Here is a 17,509-nt window from a genome sequence, read left to right on the forward strand (position 1 = left end):
TGGAAAAGGGTATCAGGCATGCAGAAAGAAAAACTTTCGGCTTTAATGGATGGTGAAACGCTGGATAACGAACTGCTCAACGAGCTGAGTCGTTCTTCTGAGATGCAAAAAACCTGGGAGAGTTATCACCTTATCCGCGATACGCTGCGTGGCGATACCGCAGAGGTGCTGCAATTTGATATCTCCGCCCGGGTGATGGCCGCCATTGAAAATGAGCCCGTTCGTCAGACGGCGCCGCTTATTCCTGAATCTCAGCCCGCACCGCACCAGTGGCGGCAGATGCCGTTCTGGAACAAAGTGCGTCCGTGGGCCAGCTCACTGACCCAGATGGGCGTTGCCGCCTGCGTATCGCTTGCGGTTATCGTCGGCGTCCAGCACTATAATGGGCAGTCTGATGCCGCTCAGCAGCCAGAGGCGCCGGTGTTCAATACGCTGCCGATGATGGGTAAAGCGAGCCCGGTAAGCCTTGGCGTACCGGCTGACGTATCAGCAGGTAGCGGCCAGCAGGCTCAGGTCCAGGAACAGCGTCGGCGGATTAACGCCATGCTGCAGGACTACGAACTGCAGCGCCGCCTGCACGCTGAGCAGCTTCAGTTTGGCCAGGCCCAGACTCAGCAGGCCGCAGTCCAGGTGCCGGGTTATCAAACTTTAGGAACGCAATCGCAGTAATGAAGCAACTTTGGTGTGCCATGTCGCTCATGGCAGGCAGTCTGTTGTTCTCTGTCAACGCCTCGGCTGATACATCGTCCGGGGCGTTGTTGCAGCAGATGAACCTGGCCAGCCAGTCCCTCAATTATGAGCTGTCTTTCGTCAGCATCAGCAAACAAGGCGTTGAGTCGCTGCGCTATCGTCACGCGCGACTGAACAATCAACCGCTGGCGCAGCTTCTGCAGCTGGACGGTCCGCGCCGGGAAGTGGTCCTGCGCGGTACGGAAATCAGCTATTTTGAACCCGGCCTCGATCCGTTCACCCTGAACGGCGACTATATCGTCGATTCGCTGCCGTCGTTGGTTTACAGCGATTTCAAACGTCTCAGCGCAGCCTATGATTTTATCTCCGTGGGCCGTACCCGTATCGCCGACCGCCTCTGCGACGTGATCCGCGTCGTGGCTCGCGACGGCACGCGCTATAGCTTTATCGCCTGGCTGGACGCTGAGACCAAGCTGCCGCTGCGCGTCGATTTGCTCGACCGCGACGGTGAAACGCTGGAGCAGTTCCGGGTCGTCTCTTTCAACGTTGGCGATAACGTCAGCGCCAGCATGGAGACGCTGGCGAAAGCGAATTTGCCGCCGCAGCTGTCGGTGCCTGAAGGGGGCGACAAAGCCAACTTCAACTGGGCGCCAACGTGGCTCCCGCAGGGCATGACTGAGGTCTCCAGCAGCCAGCGTCGTCTGCCCACCTTTGATGGTCCGGTAGAATCACGTCTCTATTCCGACGGCTTGTTCAGCTTCTCGATCAATATCAACCGCGCCACCGCGGCCAGCAGCGACCAGCTGTTGCGCACCGGCCGACGCACCGTCAGCACGACGGTACGCGATAACGCGGAGATCACCGTGGTGGGCGAACTGCCGCCGCAGACGGCGAAGCGTATCTCAGACAGCATTAAATTCAAGGCAGTACAATGATCAAAGAGTGGGCCACCGTGGTTTCCTGGCATAACGGCGTGGCGCAGGTGCACTGCGACGTTAAAGCCTCCTGCAGCAGTTGCGCCTCCCGCGCCGGCTGCGGCAGCCGGGTATTAAACAAGCTGGGGCCGCAGACCAGCCATACCATCAGCGTGCCCTGCGAGCAGCCGTTGACGGCGGGGCAGAAAGTGGAGCTGGGGATCGCCGAGAGCAGTCTGCTGGGTTCGGCGCTGTTAGTCTACATGGCGCCGCTGGTGGGTCTGTTTGTGATGGCGTCGATTTTCCAGGTGCTGTTTGCCAGCGATATCGCTTCGCTGTGCGGCGCGCTGCTGGGCGGCGTCGGCGGGTTTCTGGTGGCGCGCGGTCTGTCGCCGCAGCTGGCAGCGCGCCAGTCGTGGCAGCCGGTGATTCTGAGCGTCGCGTTGCCGCCGGATCTGGTGCGTATCGAAACGCCTTCCTCCGACATGGGTCAGTGATTTCACTGGCCCTTATCTTTATTTACCCTTCCTGTTACAACGCCACAATTTCTGCGGTTATGCTGGATCTAACAGCATTTCCTGGTTTCAAGGATGTAGTGTAGAATGCGGCGTTTTCGGATTAAAAAACGTCAGGCACAGTACAGCGGCCTCATGATACTCGTAAGGCATAATTAACTCTAAATATGAAGAATATACGTAACTTTTCGATCATCGCTCACATCGACCACGGTAAGTCGACGCTGTCTGACCGTATCATCCAGATTTGCGGTGGCCTTTCTGATCGTGAAATGGAAGCCCAGGTTCTGGACTCCATGGATCTTGAGCGCGAACGCGGGATCACCATCAAGGCGCAGAGCGTCACCCTGGACTATAAGGCCAACGACGGTGAGACCTATCAACTGAACTTTATCGACACCCCGGGCCACGTGGACTTCTCTTATGAAGTTTCCCGTTCCCTCGCCGCGTGCGAAGGCGCGCTGCTGGTGGTTGACGCCGGGCAGGGCGTAGAAGCCCAGACCCTGGCCAACTGCTACACCGCGATGGAGATGGACCTGGAGGTCGTTCCGGTACTCAACAAGATCGACCTGCCTGCGGCCGACCCTGAGCGCGTAGCGGACGAAATTGAAGATATCGTCGGGATCGACGCCCACGACGCGGTGCGCTGCTCGGCGAAAACCGGCGTCGGCGTGACCGAGGTGCTGGAGCGTCTGGTGCGCGATATTCCGCCGCCGGAAGGCGATCCGGACGCGCCGCTGCAGGCGCTGATTATCGACTCCTGGTTCGATAACTACCTCGGCGTGGTGTCGCTGGTACGAATTAAAAACGGCACCATGCGCAAGGGCGACAAAATCAAGGTCATGAGCACCGGCCAGGTCTATAACGCCGACCGTCTGGGCATCTTCACGCCGAAACAGGTTGACCGTACCGAGCTGAAATGCGGCGAGGTAGGCTGGCTGGTCTGCGCGATCAAAGACATCCTTGGCGCGCCGGTGGGCGATACCCTGACCGCCGCCCGCAACCCGGCAGACAAAGCGCTGCCTGGCTTTAAGAAGGTGAAACCGCAGGTGTATGCCGGCCTGTTCCCGGTGAGCTCCGATGATTATGAAGCTTTCCGCGACGCGCTGGGCAAACTGAGCCTCAACGACGCCTCTCTGTTCTACGAGCCGGAAAGTTCTACCGCGCTGGGCTTCGGCTTCCGCTGCGGCTTCCTCGGCCTGCTGCACATGGAGATCATTCAGGAGCGTCTGGAGCGTGAATACGATCTTGACCTGATCACCACCGCGCCGACGGTAGTTTACGAAGTGGAGACCACCTCCAAAGAAGTTATTTACGTCGACAGCCCGTCCAAGCTGCCGCCGCTGAATAATATTCAGGAGCTGCGTGAGCCGATCGCCGAGTGTCACATGCTGCTGCCGCAGGAGTTCCTCGGCAACGTGATCACCCTGTGCGTGGAGAAGCGTGGCGTGCAGACCAACATGGTTTACCACGGTAAACAGGTGGCGCTGACCTACGAAATCCCGATGGCGGAAGTGGTGCTCGACTTCTTCGACCGTCTGAAGTCTACCTCCCGCGGCTATGCGTCGCTGGACTACAACTTCAAACGCTTCCAGGCGTCGAACATGGTACGCGTCGATGTGCTGATCAACGGCGAGCGCGTCGATGCGCTGGCGCTGATCACCCACAACGATAACGCGCCGTATCGCGGCCGCGAGCTGGTGGAAAAGATGAAAGATCTTATTCCGCGTCAACAGTTCGACATCGCGATTCAGGCGGCCATCGGCAACCACATCATCGCGCGCTCTACCGTGAAACAGCTGCGTAAAAACGTGCTGGCGAAATGCTACGGCGGTGACGTCAGCCGTAAGAAAAAGCTGCTGCAGAAGCAGAAAGAAGGTAAGAAGCGTATGAAGCAGGTCGGTAACGTTGAACTGCCGCAGGAAGCGTTCCTCGCCATTCTGCACGTTGGTAAAGACGGCAAATAACCCTAAGGAGTTGGCATGGCGAACATGTTTGCCCTGATCCTGGTGATTGCAACCCTGGTGACGGGCGTTTTATGGTGCCTGGACAAGTTCATTTTTGCACCGAAACGTCGTGAGCGTCAGGCCGCTGCTCAGGCAGCGACCGGCGAGCAGCTGGACAAAAAGACGTTGAAGAAAGTCGGCCCGAAACCGGGCTGGCTGGAAACCGGCGCATCGGTTTTCCCGGTGCTGGCGATCGTTCTGGTGGTACGTTCATTCATTTATGAGCCGTTCCAGATCCCGTCAGGTTCGATGATGCCGACTCTGCTGATTGGCGATTTCATCCTGGTGGAGAAATTTGCCTACGGCATTAAAGATCCTATCTACCAGAAAACGCTGATCGAGACGGGTCATCCGAAGCGCGGCGACATCGTGGTGTTTAAATATCCGGAAGACCCGCGCCTGGACTACATCAAGCGCGCGGTGGGGCTCCCGGGGGATAAAGTCACCTACGATCCGATTGCCAAGCAGGTCACTATTCAGCCGGGCTGCAGCTCCGGACAGGCCTGCGGCAACGCGCTGCCGGTGACTTACTCCAACGTGGAGCCGAGCGATTTCGTTCAGACCTTCTCCCGCAGCAACGGCGGCGAAGCGAGCAGCGGTTTCTGGCAGCTGCCGAAGGGCGAAACCAAAGCCGACGGCATTCGCCTCACCGAGCGTCAGGAGACGCTGGGCGACGTCACGCATCGTATTCTGATGGTGCCGATTGCTCAGGATCAGGCTGGCATGTATTACCATCAGAGCGGTCTGCCGCTGGCCACCTGGATTGTGCCGCCGGGTCAGTACTTCATGATGGGCGACAACCGGGATAACAGCGCCGACAGCCGTTACTGGGGCTTTGTGCCGGAAGCAAACCTGGTCGGGAAGGCCACCGCTATCTGGATGAGTTTTGAAAAGCAGGAAGGTGAATGGCCGACCGGCGTGCGGTTATCGCGCATTGGTGGAATTCATTAATTTCATCTGCTGAATTCACGCCGCTGCTGTTATCGCAGCGGCGCGAATTATTTAGTATTTAAATCCATTCAAACTAACGACATCCCGTGTCGTTGCGTATAGAATATCCCCCCGAAGTTTTTGGTTGTCGCTCTGCCGGGTGACACTGCACACGAAAGCGTATTGGTCTGTTTCAACTTACTGTTTGAAGCGTATGCTCAGGTCGGTTTCGTGTGCTGCATCTTTGACGCATTCATTTATTGGTAACGCATGAACCCCATCGTAATTAATCGGCTTCAACGAAAGCTGGGCTACACTTTTCATCATCAGGAGCTGTTGCAACAGGCATTAACTCACCGCAGTGCCAGCAGCAAACATAATGAGCGCCTGGAATTTTTAGGCGACTCCATTTTAAGTTTTGTGATCGCTAATGCGCTGTATCATCGCTTTCCTCGCGTGGATGAAGGCGACATGAGCCGTATGCGCGCGACGCTGGTGCGCGGCAACACGCTGGCGGAAATCGCCCGCGAGTTTGAACTGGGCGAATGCTTGCGCCTCGGGCCGGGCGAACTGAAAAGCGGCGGTTTCCGTCGTGAATCGATTCTCGCGGACACCGTTGAAGCGTTAATTGGCGGGGTTTTCCTCGACAGTGATATTCAGAACGTTGAACGCTTAATCCTCTCCTGGTACCAGACTCGTCTGGACGAAATCAGCCCGGGCGATAAGCAAAAGGATCCGAAGACGCGTCTGCAGGAGTATCTGCAGGGTCGTCATCTGCCGCTGCCGTCCTACCTGGTAGTCCAGGTGCGCGGCGAAGCGCACGATCAGGAATTTACTATCCACTGCCAGGTCAGTGGCCTGAGTGAACCGGTGGTTGGCACAGGTTCCAGCCGTCGTAAGGCGGAGCAGGCTGCCGCCGAACAGGCGCTGAAAAAGCTGGAGCTGGAATGAGCGAAGAAAAAAGTTATTGTGGGTTTGTCGCCATCGTGGGTCGTCCAAACGTTGGCAAATCCACGCTGTTGAATAAGCTGCTTGGGCAGAAGATCTCGATCACCTCCCGTAAAGCGCAGACTACCCGTCACCGCATCGTCGGCATCCATACCGAAGGGCCGTATCAGGCGATTTACGTCGATACTCCGGGCCTGCATATGGAAGAAAAGCGCGCCATTAACCGCTTAATGAACAAAGCGGCCAGCAGCTCTATTGGCGATGTTGAGCTGGTCATCTTCGTGGTGGAAGGCACCCGCTGGACGCAGGACGACGAGATGGTGCTCAACAAGCTGCGCGACGCGAAAGCGCCGGTGATCCTCGCGGTCAACAAAGTGGATAACGTGCAGGAAAAAGCGGATCTGTTACCGCATCTGCAGTTCCTCGCCAGCCAGATGAACTTCCTCGATATCGTGCCGATGTCGGCGGAAACGGGGACCAACGTCGACACCATCGCGTCGATCGTGCGTAAGCATCTGCCGGAAGCGATCCACCACTTCCCGGAAGATTATATTACCGATCGTTCTCAGCGCTTTATGGCTTCCGAAATCATCCGTGAAAAACTGATGCGTTTCCTCGGCGCTGAGCTACCGTACTCCGTCACCGTGGAAATCGAACGTTTCGTGACCAACGAGCGTGGCGGTTACGACATCAACGGCCTGATCCTTGTCGAGCGTGAAGGGCAGAAGAAGATGGTGATTGGCAACAAAGGCGCCAAAATCAAAACCATCGGCATCGAAGCGCGTAAGGACATGCAGGAGATGTTTGAAGCGCCGGTCCACCTCGAGCTGTGGGTCAAAGTGAAATCCGGCTGGGCCGATGACGAGCGCGCCCTGCGCAGTCTCGGTTATGTTGACGACCTCTGAGTTAACGCAACGTGGATGGATGGCAGCGCGCCTTTGTCCTGCATAGCCGACCGTGGAGCGAAACCAGCCTGATGCTGGACGTCTTCACGGAAGAATCCGGTCGCGTGCGCCTGGTTGCCAAGGGCGCACGCTCCAAACGCTCGAATCTTAAAGGCGCTTTACAGCCCTTTACCCCCTTGCTGGTTCGCTTCGGCGGCCGCGGCGAAGTCAAAACCCTGCGCAGCGCGGAAGCTGTCTCGCTGGCGCTGCCGCTCAGCGGCATCACCCTCTACAGCGGTCTTTACGTTAACGAGCTTATCTCCCGTGTGCTTGAGCACGAAACGCGCTTCTCCGAACTCTTTTTTGACTATCTGCACTGCATTCAGGCGCTCGCCGGGGCCAGCGGCTCGCCGGAGCCTGCGCTGCGGCGCTTTGAGCTGGCGCTGCTCGGACACCTGGGCTATGGCGTGGATTTTCTCCACTGTGCCGGGAGCGGCGAGCCGGTGGACGACACCATGACCTACCGCTATCGCGAAGAAAAAGGCTTTATTGCCAGCCTGGTGATTGATAACAACACGTTTACCGGGCACCATTTGAAAGCGTTGGCGAGTCGCGAGTTTCCTGATGTTGATACGTTGCGCGCCGCAAAGCGCTTTACCCGTATCGCCCTGAAGCCCTATCTCGGCGGCAAACCGCTCAAGAGCCGGGAATTGTTTCGCCAGTTTATGCCCGCGCGAAAGGCGCGAGCGGATAATACGAATAATGATTAACGAGGATTGTCATGGCTGAATTACTGTTAGGGGTCAATATTGACCATATCGCGACCTTGCGTAACGCCCGCGGCACCGCTTACCCGGATCCGGTTCAGGCGGCTTTCATTGCCGAACAGGCCGGCGCCGACGGCATAACCGTGCATCTGCGCGAAGACCGCCGCCATATCACCGATCGCGATGTGCGTATCCTGCGCCAGACGCTGCACACCCGCATGAACCTTGAAATGGCGGTCACCGAAGAGATGCTGACGATCGCCTGCGAAACCAAACCGCATTTCTGCTGCCTGGTGCCGGAGAAGCGTCAGGAAGTGACCACCGAAGGCGGACTGGACGTGGCCGGCCAGCGCGACAAGATGCGTGATGCCTGTCAACGCCTGGCGGATGCTGGCATCCAGGTCTCCCTGTTTATCGATGCGGATGAAGCGCAGATCAAAGCGGCAGCTGACGTTGGCGCGCCCTATATCGAAATCCACACCGGCTGCTATGCCGATGCTAAAACCGACGCCGAGCAGGCGAAGGAGCTGGAACGTATTGCCAAAGCGGCCACTTACGCCGCCAGCCTCGGCCTGAAGGTCAATGCGGGTCACGGTCTGACCTATCACAACGTGAAAGCGATTGCTGCGCTGCCGGAAATGCATGAGCTGAATATCGGCCACGCGATTATTGGCCGGGCGGTAATGAGCGGCCTGAAAGAGGCGGTGGCGGAAATGAAACGTCTGATGCTGGAAGCGCGCGGCTAATGGCCATCCTCGGGCTGGGTACCGACATCGTCGAGATCGCCCGCATCGAGGCGGTGATCGCCCGCAGCGGCGATCGCCTTGCCCGCCGGGTGCTGAGCGACCATGAATGGAGCATCTGGGAGCAGCACCAGCAGCCGGTGCGTTTCCTGGCGAAACGCTTTGCGGTCAAGGAAGCGGCGGCGAAAGCGCTGGGGACCGGGATCCGCAACGGGTTGGCCTTTAATCAGTTCGAAGTTTACAACGATGAGCTGGGCAAGCCGAAGCTGCGGCTATGGGGTGAGGCGCAACGGCTGGCGGAACGACTGGGGGTGAGCCATATTCATGTCACGCTCGCCGATGAGCGCCATTACGCCTGCGCCACGGTGATTGTCGAAAGCTAAGCCGGGAAGCGGTTAAATTTTATCCGCGTGGTGCATCAGGACGAATTTATCCCACAGCTGTTCTTCATTCTCGACGTGTGCCGGATCTTTCAGAATGGTATTTGGGATCGGGCACACCTTCTGGCAGGTGGGCGTGTCGTAATGGCCCACGCATTCGGTGCAGCGGTCGCTGTTAATTTCATAAATGCTGTCACCCATCGAAATGGCTTCATTAGGGCACTCCGGCTCGCACATATCGCAGTTGATGCATTTTTTGGTAATTAACAGCGCCATCAGGAAAATCTCAGAAACAACACAAACAGGGCGGGCATTATACGCCCATTTTCTGCTCAGACCAGCTTTTTCACCAGCGCTTCGCTATGGCGAATGCGCTCCGGCGCCCGCTCCAGATCCTGCTGCACCAGCCCCATAAACAGCAGGTCGGTGAGCATCATTTGCGCGCTGGTGGAAGAGATGGCCGCGCTGCGCGTCGCCTGCTCTTCGGCGATAGTATACAGGCAGTGGGTCGCCTGCTGCTGCAGAGCGTTAGGGCTAAAGCCGGTGATCGCCAGGATCCTGGAGCCCACGCGCAGCGCTTCACCGGCCGCCATATTGATCTCCCGACGCTCGCCGGAGTAAGAGATCGCCAGCAGCAGATCGTCGCTGGACATGGCCTGCACCGTCGCCAGCAGGGCGTGCATATCCTGCTCCGAAACAGCATTAACGCCGATCTTCATCAGCTTCCAGCTAAAGTTACGCGCTACCAGGCCGGACGCGCCAATCCCGGTGACGATCACCCGCCGGGCGTTGCGCAGCAGCGTGACGGCTTCCCGCAGCGTCTCTTCAGTGTTGACGTCCAGCGAGGCATGCATGGCGGCGACATTGTCTTTAATGAGTTTCTCGCCCACCAGACGCAGCGGGTCGTCACCGCGAATGTGGTTATGTACCGGAACGGAGTGCGGATCCGGGCTGCTGGCCAGCGCTTCACTCAGCGCCAGCTTCAGCGCCGGAAAGCCTTTGAACCCCAGTTTCTGGGCAAATTTAACCACGCTGGACTGACTCACACCGGCTTCCACCGCCAGCTGTTGCGAGCTGAGGTGCCGGGTGTCATCGGGTTGGCTCAGAATAAAATCGGCCAACTTTTTGTCGCTCGCCGCCAGGGTGGGATAGCGCTGACGAATACGCGTTAAACAGTTCATTGGAGCTCCGCTGGAGCCGTCCGGCTCGTGTCTGACAGAATTTTTATTCGATTATAAGGGGTATACCACGAATTAAAAATTCATAAGCCACAATTTTTCCTTCGCCTGCTAATTTAATTCTTCCTTAACGGCAGGGATGTTTTCCCTCTTCTTGGCATAAGACTGTTAAGCTTACCCTAACGAGAAGCGAATCCTGAGAGAAGGAGGCAGTTTGCAGCACAGTGAACGGAGAGTGGTGTTTTTCGATCTGGACGGAACCTTGCATCAACAGGATATGTTCGGCAGTTTTCTGCGCTACCTGCTGCGCCATCTGCCGCTGAACCTGCTGCTGGTGGTGGCGATGGGGCCGGCGATCCTTGCCGGGCTGGCGGTGTGCGGGCGGGCGGCGCGCTGGCCGATGAGCCTGCTGCTGTGGGCGTCAACCTTTGGCCGTCGCGAGGCGGTACTGAAGCGGCTGGAAGCGGAGTTTGTCGGCTGGTTTCGTCATCATGTGACGGCGTTTCCGGTGGTTCATGCGCGGCTGACGGCCTACCTGACCAGTACCGATGCCGACGTCTGGTTGATCACCGGCTCGCCGCAGTCGCTGGTGGAACAGGTCTATCGCGATACCCTCTGGCTGCCGAGGGTGAATCTGATAGCCAGCCGCACCGCGCGCCGCTGGGGCGGCTGGGTATTGACCCTGCGCTGCCTGGGCCATGAAAAGGTGGTGCAGCTGGAGAAAAAGATTGGCGCTCCGCTGCAGCTGTATAGCGGCTATAGCGATAGCGAGCAGGATAACCCATTGCTCGGCTTTTGCCAGCATCGCTGGCGGGTCACCCCGCAGGGAGAGCTGCAGCAACTGGAGTAATAGTGTGTAATTGATAGCTCCCATGTATAATGCGCCCCGCTTTTTCTGCTGGAGTGGCCGCTGTGTCTGACCTCGAACTCAATGATGAATACTGGATGCGTCATGCCCTGACGCTGGCGAAGCGCGCCTGGGAAGAGGGCGAGGTGCCGGTGGGCGCGGTGCTGGTGCATAACAATCAGGTCATTGGCGAGGGCTGGAACCGGCCGATAGGCCGTCACGACCCCACCGCCCATGCGGAAATTATGGCCTTACGCCAGGGCGGGCTGGTGCTGCAAAACTATCGCCTGATCGACGCCACGCTGTACGTGACCCTCGAGCCCTGCGTGATGTGCGCGGGCGCGATGGTGCACAGCCGTATCGCCCGCCTGGTGTTTGGCGCCAGGGATGCCAAGACCGGCGCCGCCGGCTCGCTGATGGATGTTCTGCACCACCCGGGAATGAACCATCGGGTTGAGATTAGCGAAGGCGTGCTGGCGGGATCCTGCTCTGCCATGCTGAGCGACTTCTTCCGCTGGCGGCGGGAAGAGAAAAAAGCGCTGAAGAAAGCCCGGGAGCAGAACGGGGAAAGTTAATACAGGTGGCCGGGGAGTTTCATCCGGGCATTATCCATCTGTTTATCGGCGCGAAACTTGAAAAAGGGCAGGGTGGTCTCCTGCGGCTGTTCGAGCTCATTGGGGAGCACCGCCGGGTAATCCTCCGCCAGGGCCAGCGTTTGCTGCTGCTGGCGCTCCTTTTCTGACAAATAGCCGACAAGGCTTATCTGATATTTGCGGATGTTTTCCACATAGGCGTAGGCCTCATGGCCGCGGGCATAGCCGTATTTAAGTTTGCTGTAATAGGGTTTCTGGCTCAGCAGGGGTAAACGCAGCTTAACGTCTGCCCAGCTGTTGGGATTGCCTTTCTGTTTGCGGGTGAGCGCCATGGCGTCCAGCATATGGGCATAGCCCATATTGTAAGCGGCCAGCGCAAACCAGATGCGTTCATCTTTCGGGATCGAATCCGGCACTTTATCCATCATATCCTGGAGATAGCGCATACCGCCGTCGATACTCTGCGCCGCATCGGTCCGGTCAGTCAGCCCCAGACTCTGCGCCGTATTACGCGTAAGCATCATCATGCCGCGCACGCCGGTAGGCGAGGTGGCCTGCGGATCCCAGTGGGATTCCTGCCAGGCGATGGCGGCCAGCAGGCGCCAGTCGATCTCGCGGGCGTACTTTTCAAACAGCGGCTGCACCTCCGGAAGAATGTTTTCCACCGCGCGCAGGAAGGTGCGGGTATCGACATAATCGAAATCGTTGCCGTGGCCGAGGTACTTCTCTTCCAGGCGCGCCAGGGTGCCGTCTTCATTAATATTGTTGAAGAAATCAAGCATCGCCGCCGACAGCGAATTATCGTCGTCCCGGGCGCTGAACCAGGTGACCGGCTGTTCGTCGGTGATATCGAGGGCTACCGCCAGCTCCGGATGGACGCGCTGGAACAGGCTGACGGCCACCGAGTCGGCGATGGTGTAATCGAGTTTGCCGTCAATCACCGCCTGCATCAGCGCGGTGGTGCCGCGCTTTTCGTCCACGCGCCAGGCAAGATCCGGGTATTTCTCCGCTTTCAGTACCTGCAGGTCGTTGATCGCCACGTGACCCGGGGCGATGGCGAGCTGCTCGGCGGTCAGCGCCGCGAGGCTGCGCGGCCGGGTATTGCCGACGCGATAGACCAGCTGTTGGGAAACGGAGTAGTAGCCAGGGCCGGCCTGGTAGTTTTTCACCCGCTCCTGGTTATAGACCAACCCCGCGGCCAGCATATCGGCCTGACCGTCGTCGAGGTCGTCAAACAGCTGGCTGATGTTCTGGCGGACGGTTATCTTAAGCGTCACGCCGAGGTAGTCGGCAAACTGCTTCGCCAGTTCGTAGTCCAGGCCGAAGGTTTTATTGTTCATGGTGGCGAAGGTCATCGGCGAGTTGATGGTGCTGATGCGTAGCTCGCCGCGAGCGATAATGCCCGCCACCCGGTTCTCCGGTTTACCGGACCAGGGGATCGACGGCCACAGGGCAGCCGCCAGCAAAAGGGTGACAATGCCGATGAGCAGATAATTAATCTTTAATTTTTTCAGCGCGTTAATCTTCTGCAGCTTCAGGTTCCTCAGCAGGCGATGTCCGGAAAAAACGCAAGGTTGTCGTCGAATGAGCGGCATTCTGCTTAAGAATGCGCCAGTTGGCAACTTATTCGCGATGGACGTCACATTTATTGATAAACAGCATCAATGATTTTATTTCTACGCAAACGGTTTCGTCGGGGCGCAGGATTCACTATAATGACGCCCGTTTCCCCCCCTGGCTCACCCTGAAAGCTTCGAAGACGAGAGACTTATGATGGAAATTTTGCGTGGTTCACCTGCACTGTCGGCATTCCGTATTAATAAACTGCTGGCACGATTTCAGGCGGCCAACCTTCCGGTAAGCGCCATATATGCCGAGTATATTCATTTTGCCGATCTGAACGCCCCGCTGAGCGCTGACGATCGCGAGCGCCTGGCGCGACTGCTTAAGTATGGCCCGAGCTTAAACAGCCATACCCCGACCGGTAAATTACTGCTCGTGACCCCTCGCCCTGGCACCATCTCTCCCTGGTCTTCTAAAGCTACCGATATCGCCCATAACTGCGGCCTGGCTCAGGTTGTGCGTCTGGAGCGCGGCGTGGCGTATTATGTTGAAGCCTCGACCCTGACCGAAGCGCAGTGGGCCGCGGTGGCGGCGGAACTGCACGACCGCATGATGGAGAGCGTCTTCGACGCGCTGGAAGCGGGCGAAAAGCTGTTCGCTCACCATCAGCCGACGCCGGTGACCAGCGTTGACCTGTTGGGCGAAGGGCGTCAGGCGCTGATTGACGCCAACCTCCGTTTGGGGCTGGCGCTGGCAGATGACGAAATTGACTACCTGCAGGACGCCTTTACCCGTCTGGGACGCAATCCGAACGATATCGAGCTGTATATGTTCGCCCAGGCGAACTCAGAGCACTGTCGTCACAAAATTTTCAACGCCGACTGGATCATCGACGGCGAACAGCAGCCGAAGTCGCTGTTCAAAATGATCAAAAACACCTTCGAAAAAACGCCGGACTACGTCCTGTCGGCCTATAAAGACAACGCCGCGGTGATGGAAGGGTCTGAAGTGGGGCGCTATTTTGCCGACCACCAGACCGGACGCTATGACTTCCATCAGGAGCCGGCGCACATTCTGATGAAGGTGGAAACCCATAACCACCCGACGGCCATCTCCCCATGGCCGGGCGCGGCAACCGGCTCCGGCGGCGAAATCCGCGATGAAGGCGCCACCGGCCGCGGCGCGAAGCCGAAAGCGGGCCTGGTGGGCTTCTCGGTTTCCAACCTGCGCATCCCGGGCTTCGAACAGCCGTGGGAAGAAGATTTCGGCAAGCCGGATCGCATCGTCACCGCCCTGGACATCATGACCGAAGGCCCGCTGGGCGGCGCGGCGTTTAACAACGAATTTGGTCGCCCGGCGCTGAACGGCTACTTCCGCACCTATGAAGAGAAAGTCACCAGCCATAACGGTGAAGAGCTGCGCGGCTACCACAAACCAATCATGCTGGCCGGCGGTATCGGCAACATCCGCGGCGAGCACGTGCAGAAGGGCGAGATTACCGTCGGCGCGAAGCTGATCGTGCTGGGCGGTCCGGCGATGAACATCGGCCTCGGCGGCGGCGCGGCGTCTTCCATGGCCTCCGGCCAGTCCGATGCTGACCTCGATTTCGCCTCCGTCCAGCGTGACAACCCGGAAATGGAGCGTCGCTGTCAGGAAGTGATCGACCGCTGCTGGCAGCTGGGCGACGCCAACCCGATCCTGTTTATCCACGACGTCGGCGCCGGCGGTCTCTCCAACGCCATGCCGGAGCTGGTCAGCGACGGCGGCCGCGGCGGTAAATTCCAGCTGCGCGATATCCTGAGCGATGAGCCAGGCATGAGCCCGCTGGAGATCTGGTGTAACGAATCGCAGGAACGTTATGTCCTGGCGGTCGCCCCGGAGCAACTGCCGCTGTTCGACGAGCTGTGCCGCCGCGAGCGCGCGCCTTATGCGGTTATCGGCGAAGCCACCGCCGAGCAGCACCTGAGCCTGAGCGACAGCCACTTTAACGATCAGCCGATCGATCTGCCGCTGGACGTCCTGCTTGGCAAAACGCCGAAAATGACCCGCGACGTGCAGACCCTGAAAGCCCAGGGCAGCGCGCTGGATCGCCAACCGATTACCATCGCCGATGCGGTTAATCGCGTTCTGCACCTGCCGACGGTGGCCGAGAAAACCTTCCTCGTGACCATCGGCGACCGCACCGTGACAGGTATGGTCGCCCGCGACCAGATGGTCGGCCCGTGGCAGATCCCGGTGGCCAACTGCGCGGTCACCACCGCCAGCCTCGACAGCTACTACGGCGAAGCGATGGCGATGGGCGAGCGCGCCCCGGTTGCTCTGCTGGACTTCGCCGCCTCCGGCCGTTTGGCGGTTGGCGAAGCGCTGACCAATATCGCCGCCACGCAGATTGGCGAGCTGAACCGCGTGAAGCTGTCGGCTAACTGGATGGCCGCCGCCGGCCACCCGGGCGAAGACGCGGGTCTGTATGAGGCGGTGAAAGCGGTGGGCGAAGAGCTGTGCCCGGCGCTGGGCCTGACCATTCCGGTCGGCAAAGACTCAATGTCGATGAAAACCCGCTGGCAGGAAGGCAGCGAGCAGCGTGAGATGACCTCTCCGCTGTCGCTGGTGATCTCCGCCTTCGCCCGTGTCGAAGATGTTCGTCATACCGTCACGCCGCAGCTTTCGACGGAAGATAACGCCCTGCTGCTGATCGACCTCGGTAAAGGGCACAACGCGCTGGGCGCGACGGCGTTGGCGCAGGTCTATCGCCAGCTCGGCGACAAGCCGGCTGACGTGCGCGATGTCGCGCAGCTGAAAGGCTTCTGGGATGCGATGCAGGCCCTGGTGGCGCAGCGTAAACTGCTGGCCTACCACGACCGCTCCGACGGCGGCCTGCTGGTTACCCTGGCGGAAATGGCCTTTACCGGCCACTGTGGACTGGAAGCGGATATCGCCGCGCTGGGCGACGACCGTCTGGCGGCGCTGTTCAACGAAGAGCTGGGGGCGGTGATTCAGGTCCGCGCCGCAGACCGTGAGGCAGTGGAAGCCATTCTGGCGGTTAACGGCCTGGCGGACTGCGTGCATTACCTCGGTAAAGCGGTCGAGGGCGATCGCTTCGTGCTGACCGCCAGCGGTCAGACGGTGTTTAGCGAAAGCCGCACCACCCTGCGCATGTGGTGGGCGGAAACCACCTGGCAGATGCAGCGTCTGCGTGACAACCCGGCCTGCGCCGATCAGGAGCACGAGGCGAAAGCCAACGACGCCGATCCGGGCCTTAATGTGAAGCTCTCGTTTGATATTAATGACGACGTCGCCGCGCCGTACATTGCCACCGGCGCGCGTCCGAAAGTGGCCGTCCTGCGCGAGCAGGGGGTGAACTCTCACGTTGAAATGGCGGCAGCCTTCCATCGCGCCGGCTTTGACGCCATCGACGTGCATATGAGCGACCTGCTGGCGGGCCGCACCGGTCTGGGCGATTTCCATGCCCTGGTGGCCTGCGGCGGCTTCTCCTACGGCGACGTGCTGGGGGCAGGCGAAGGCTGGGCGAAGTCGATTCTGTTCAACGAGCGCGTGCGCGATGAGTTCGCGACCTTCTTCCATCGTCCGCAGACCCTGGCGCTCGGCGTGTGCAACGGCTGTCAGATGATGTCCAACCTGCGCGAGCTGATCCCGGGCAGCGACCTGTGGCCGCGCTTTGTGCGCAACCAGTCTGACCGCTTTGAAGCGCGCTTCAGCCTGGTGGAAGTGACGCAAAGCCCGTCTCTGCTGCTGGAAGGCATGGTTGGCTCACAGATGCCGATTGCGGTCTCCCACGGCGAAGGGCAGGTGGAAGTGCGCGACAGCGCGCATCTGGCCCAGCTGGAGAGCAAAGGTCTGGTAGCGCTGCGCTTCGTGGACAACTTCGGCAAAGTGACCGAAACCTATCCGGCGAACCCGAACGGTTCCCCGAACGGTATCACCGCGGTGACCAGCGAAAGCGGGCGCGCGACCATCATGATGCCGCACCCGGAACGCGTCTTCCGCACCGTAAGCAACTCCTGGCACCCGGAAAACTGGGGCGAAGACAGCCCGTGGATGCGTATCTTCCGCAACGCGCGTAAACAGCTGGGTTAATCTTCCCGAAGCGTGCCACGCGAACGTATCAGCCCCCTGCTCAGGCAGGGGGCTTTTTTTATCTGTGACGGTCGGCACGCCAGGGTGTCGGGAATCACCGACAACTGGCATATTGCGGTGTCGTCAAAAGGCGACACTTAAGTTATTGATTTAAATGATGAGTAACCTGGGGCATATTTAGTGTCGCTAATCGGCGACATCATGGATGAAAAGTATACAGCGCTGGAATGGTTGGATTTTATGGTGAAAGTCATATATATCAACGTGTTAATAAAATGTTTTGAAAGATGGCATAGTTCATGCATAATATTAACCAGTGGCTCATTCACCTTCTTATGTCAGCCCCTTCGGGACGCGCTACATAAACTTCGAATGACGCACAAACAGGTGCCTGCCGTCCAACTCCTGATAACAGCCTGGCTTTATCAGACATCGGGCGAAACGTCGAGTAAGGCA

Annotated in this window: 16 protein-coding genes; 13 read left to right on the forward strand and 3 right to left on the reverse strand. The window is 58.8% G+C overall.

The features are described 5' to 3' along the window. The first annotated feature begins 18 nt into the window (after positions 1 to 18). The 10 genes from rseA to acpS all read left to right on the forward strand — a co-directional run bounded on the left by rseA (position 19) and on the right by acpS (position 8,780). A complete protein-coding gene (gene rseA / locus MKR05_RS16160; protein WP_032453736.1) occupies positions 19 to 669 on the forward strand; it encodes an anti-sigma-E factor RseA in 651 nt (216 codons plus the stop codon). Beyond that, complete coding sequence (rseB, locus tag MKR05_RS16165; protein ID WP_004201821.1) at positions 669 to 1,625, forward strand: sigma-E factor regulatory protein RseB; 957 nt, start codon at positions 669 to 671, stop codon at positions 1,623 to 1,625. Before rseA ends, rseB begins: the two co-directional genes overlap by 1 nt. After that, a complete protein-coding gene (rseC, locus tag MKR05_RS16170; RefSeq protein WP_004201822.1) occupies positions 1,622 to 2,101 on the forward strand; it encodes a SoxR-reducing system protein RseC in 480 nt (159 codons plus the stop codon). The genes rseB and rseC overlap by 4 nt, the downstream gene beginning before the upstream one ends. Before the next feature lie 185 nt (positions 2,102 to 2,286). Next, entirely contained in the window at positions 2,287 to 4,086 is a 1,800-nt protein-coding gene (lepA, locus tag MKR05_RS16175) for a translation elongation factor 4 (RefSeq protein ID WP_023290668.1), read from the forward strand. Between the two features lie 15 nt (positions 4,087 to 4,101). Continuing rightward, a complete protein-coding gene (lepB, locus tag MKR05_RS16180; RefSeq protein WP_004201827.1) occupies positions 4,102 to 5,076 on the forward strand; it encodes a signal peptidase I in 975 nt (324 codons plus the stop codon). Positions 5,077 to 5,325: 249 nt separating this feature from the next. Next, positions 5,326 to 6,006: a ribonuclease III gene (gene rnc, locus MKR05_RS16185; RefSeq protein WP_002914065.1), complete on the forward strand. Its 681-nt coding sequence runs from the start codon at positions 5,326 to 5,328 to the stop codon at positions 6,004 to 6,006. Continuing rightward, entirely contained in the window at positions 6,003 to 6,908 is a 906-nt protein-coding gene (gene era, locus MKR05_RS16190) for a GTPase Era (protein ID WP_023290667.1), read from the forward strand. Before rnc ends, era begins: the two co-directional genes overlap by 4 nt. 11 nt (positions 6,909 to 6,919) lie before the next feature. Further along, the gene (gene recO / locus MKR05_RS16195; protein WP_002914062.1) at positions 6,920 to 7,657 is read left to right on the forward strand and encodes a DNA repair protein RecO; all 738 of its coding nucleotides are present in this window, start codon (positions 6,920 to 6,922) and stop codon (positions 7,655 to 7,657) included. 11 nt (positions 7,658 to 7,668) lie between these two features. Continuing rightward, positions 7,669 to 8,400: a pyridoxine 5'-phosphate synthase gene (gene pdxJ, locus MKR05_RS16200; protein WP_023290666.1), complete on the forward strand. Its 732-nt coding sequence runs from the start codon at positions 7,669 to 7,671 to the stop codon at positions 8,398 to 8,400. Next, positions 8,400 to 8,780 carry a holo-ACP synthase gene (acpS, locus tag MKR05_RS16205; RefSeq protein ID WP_004201835.1) on the forward strand — a complete coding sequence of 127 codons (381 nt, stop codon included), beginning with the start codon at positions 8,400 to 8,402 and terminating at the stop codon, positions 8,778 to 8,780. The genes pdxJ and acpS overlap by 1 nt, the downstream gene beginning before the upstream one ends. A 12-nt stretch (positions 8,781 to 8,792) precedes the next feature. Here acpS and MKR05_RS16210 read toward each other — a convergent pair whose 3' ends face one another. Further along, positions 8,793 to 9,053, reverse strand: a complete 261-nt coding sequence (locus MKR05_RS16210; protein WP_023290665.1) for a YfhL family 4Fe-4S dicluster ferredoxin — start codon at positions 9,051 to 9,053, stop codon at positions 8,793 to 8,795. A gap of 56 nt (positions 9,054 to 9,109) precedes the next feature. Further along, a complete protein-coding gene (locus tag MKR05_RS16215) occupies positions 9,110 to 9,958 on the reverse strand; it encodes a MurR/RpiR family transcriptional regulator (protein WP_023290664.1) in 849 nt (282 codons plus the stop codon). 211 nt (positions 9,959 to 10,169) lie between these two features. On the opposite strand from MKR05_RS16215, the gene yfhb reads away from it, so the two are divergent. Then, complete coding sequence (gene yfhb, locus MKR05_RS16220; RefSeq protein ID WP_017900418.1) at positions 10,170 to 10,805, forward strand: phosphatidylglycerophosphatase C; 636 nt, start codon at positions 10,170 to 10,172, stop codon at positions 10,803 to 10,805. 62 nt (positions 10,806 to 10,867) lie between these two features. Further along, on the forward strand, positions 10,868 to 11,377 hold the full coding sequence (gene tadA, locus MKR05_RS16225) for a tRNA adenosine(34) deaminase TadA (protein WP_023290663.1): 510 nt from the start codon (positions 10,868 to 10,870) through the stop codon (positions 11,375 to 11,377). Here tadA and mltF read toward each other — a convergent pair. Then, a complete protein-coding gene (gene mltF / locus MKR05_RS16230; protein ID WP_032453733.1) occupies positions 11,374 to 12,990 on the reverse strand; it encodes a membrane-bound lytic murein transglycosylase MltF in 1,617 nt (538 codons plus the stop codon). The genes tadA and mltF overlap by 4 nt on opposite strands. A gap of 175 nt (positions 12,991 to 13,165) precedes the next feature. Here mltF and purL point away from each other — a divergent pair, with 175 nt between their 5' ends. Beyond that, positions 13,166 to 17,053: a phosphoribosylformylglycinamidine synthase gene (purL, locus tag MKR05_RS16235; protein ID WP_064157320.1), complete on the forward strand. Its 3,888-nt coding sequence runs from the start codon at positions 13,166 to 13,168 to the stop codon at positions 17,051 to 17,053. Positions 17,054 to 17,509 lie beyond the last annotated feature (456 nt).

Source organism: Klebsiella sp. K5-204 (assembly GCF_030128585.1).
GTDB lineage: Bacteria > Pseudomonadota > Gammaproteobacteria > Enterobacterales > Enterobacteriaceae > Klebsiella > Klebsiella quasipneumoniae.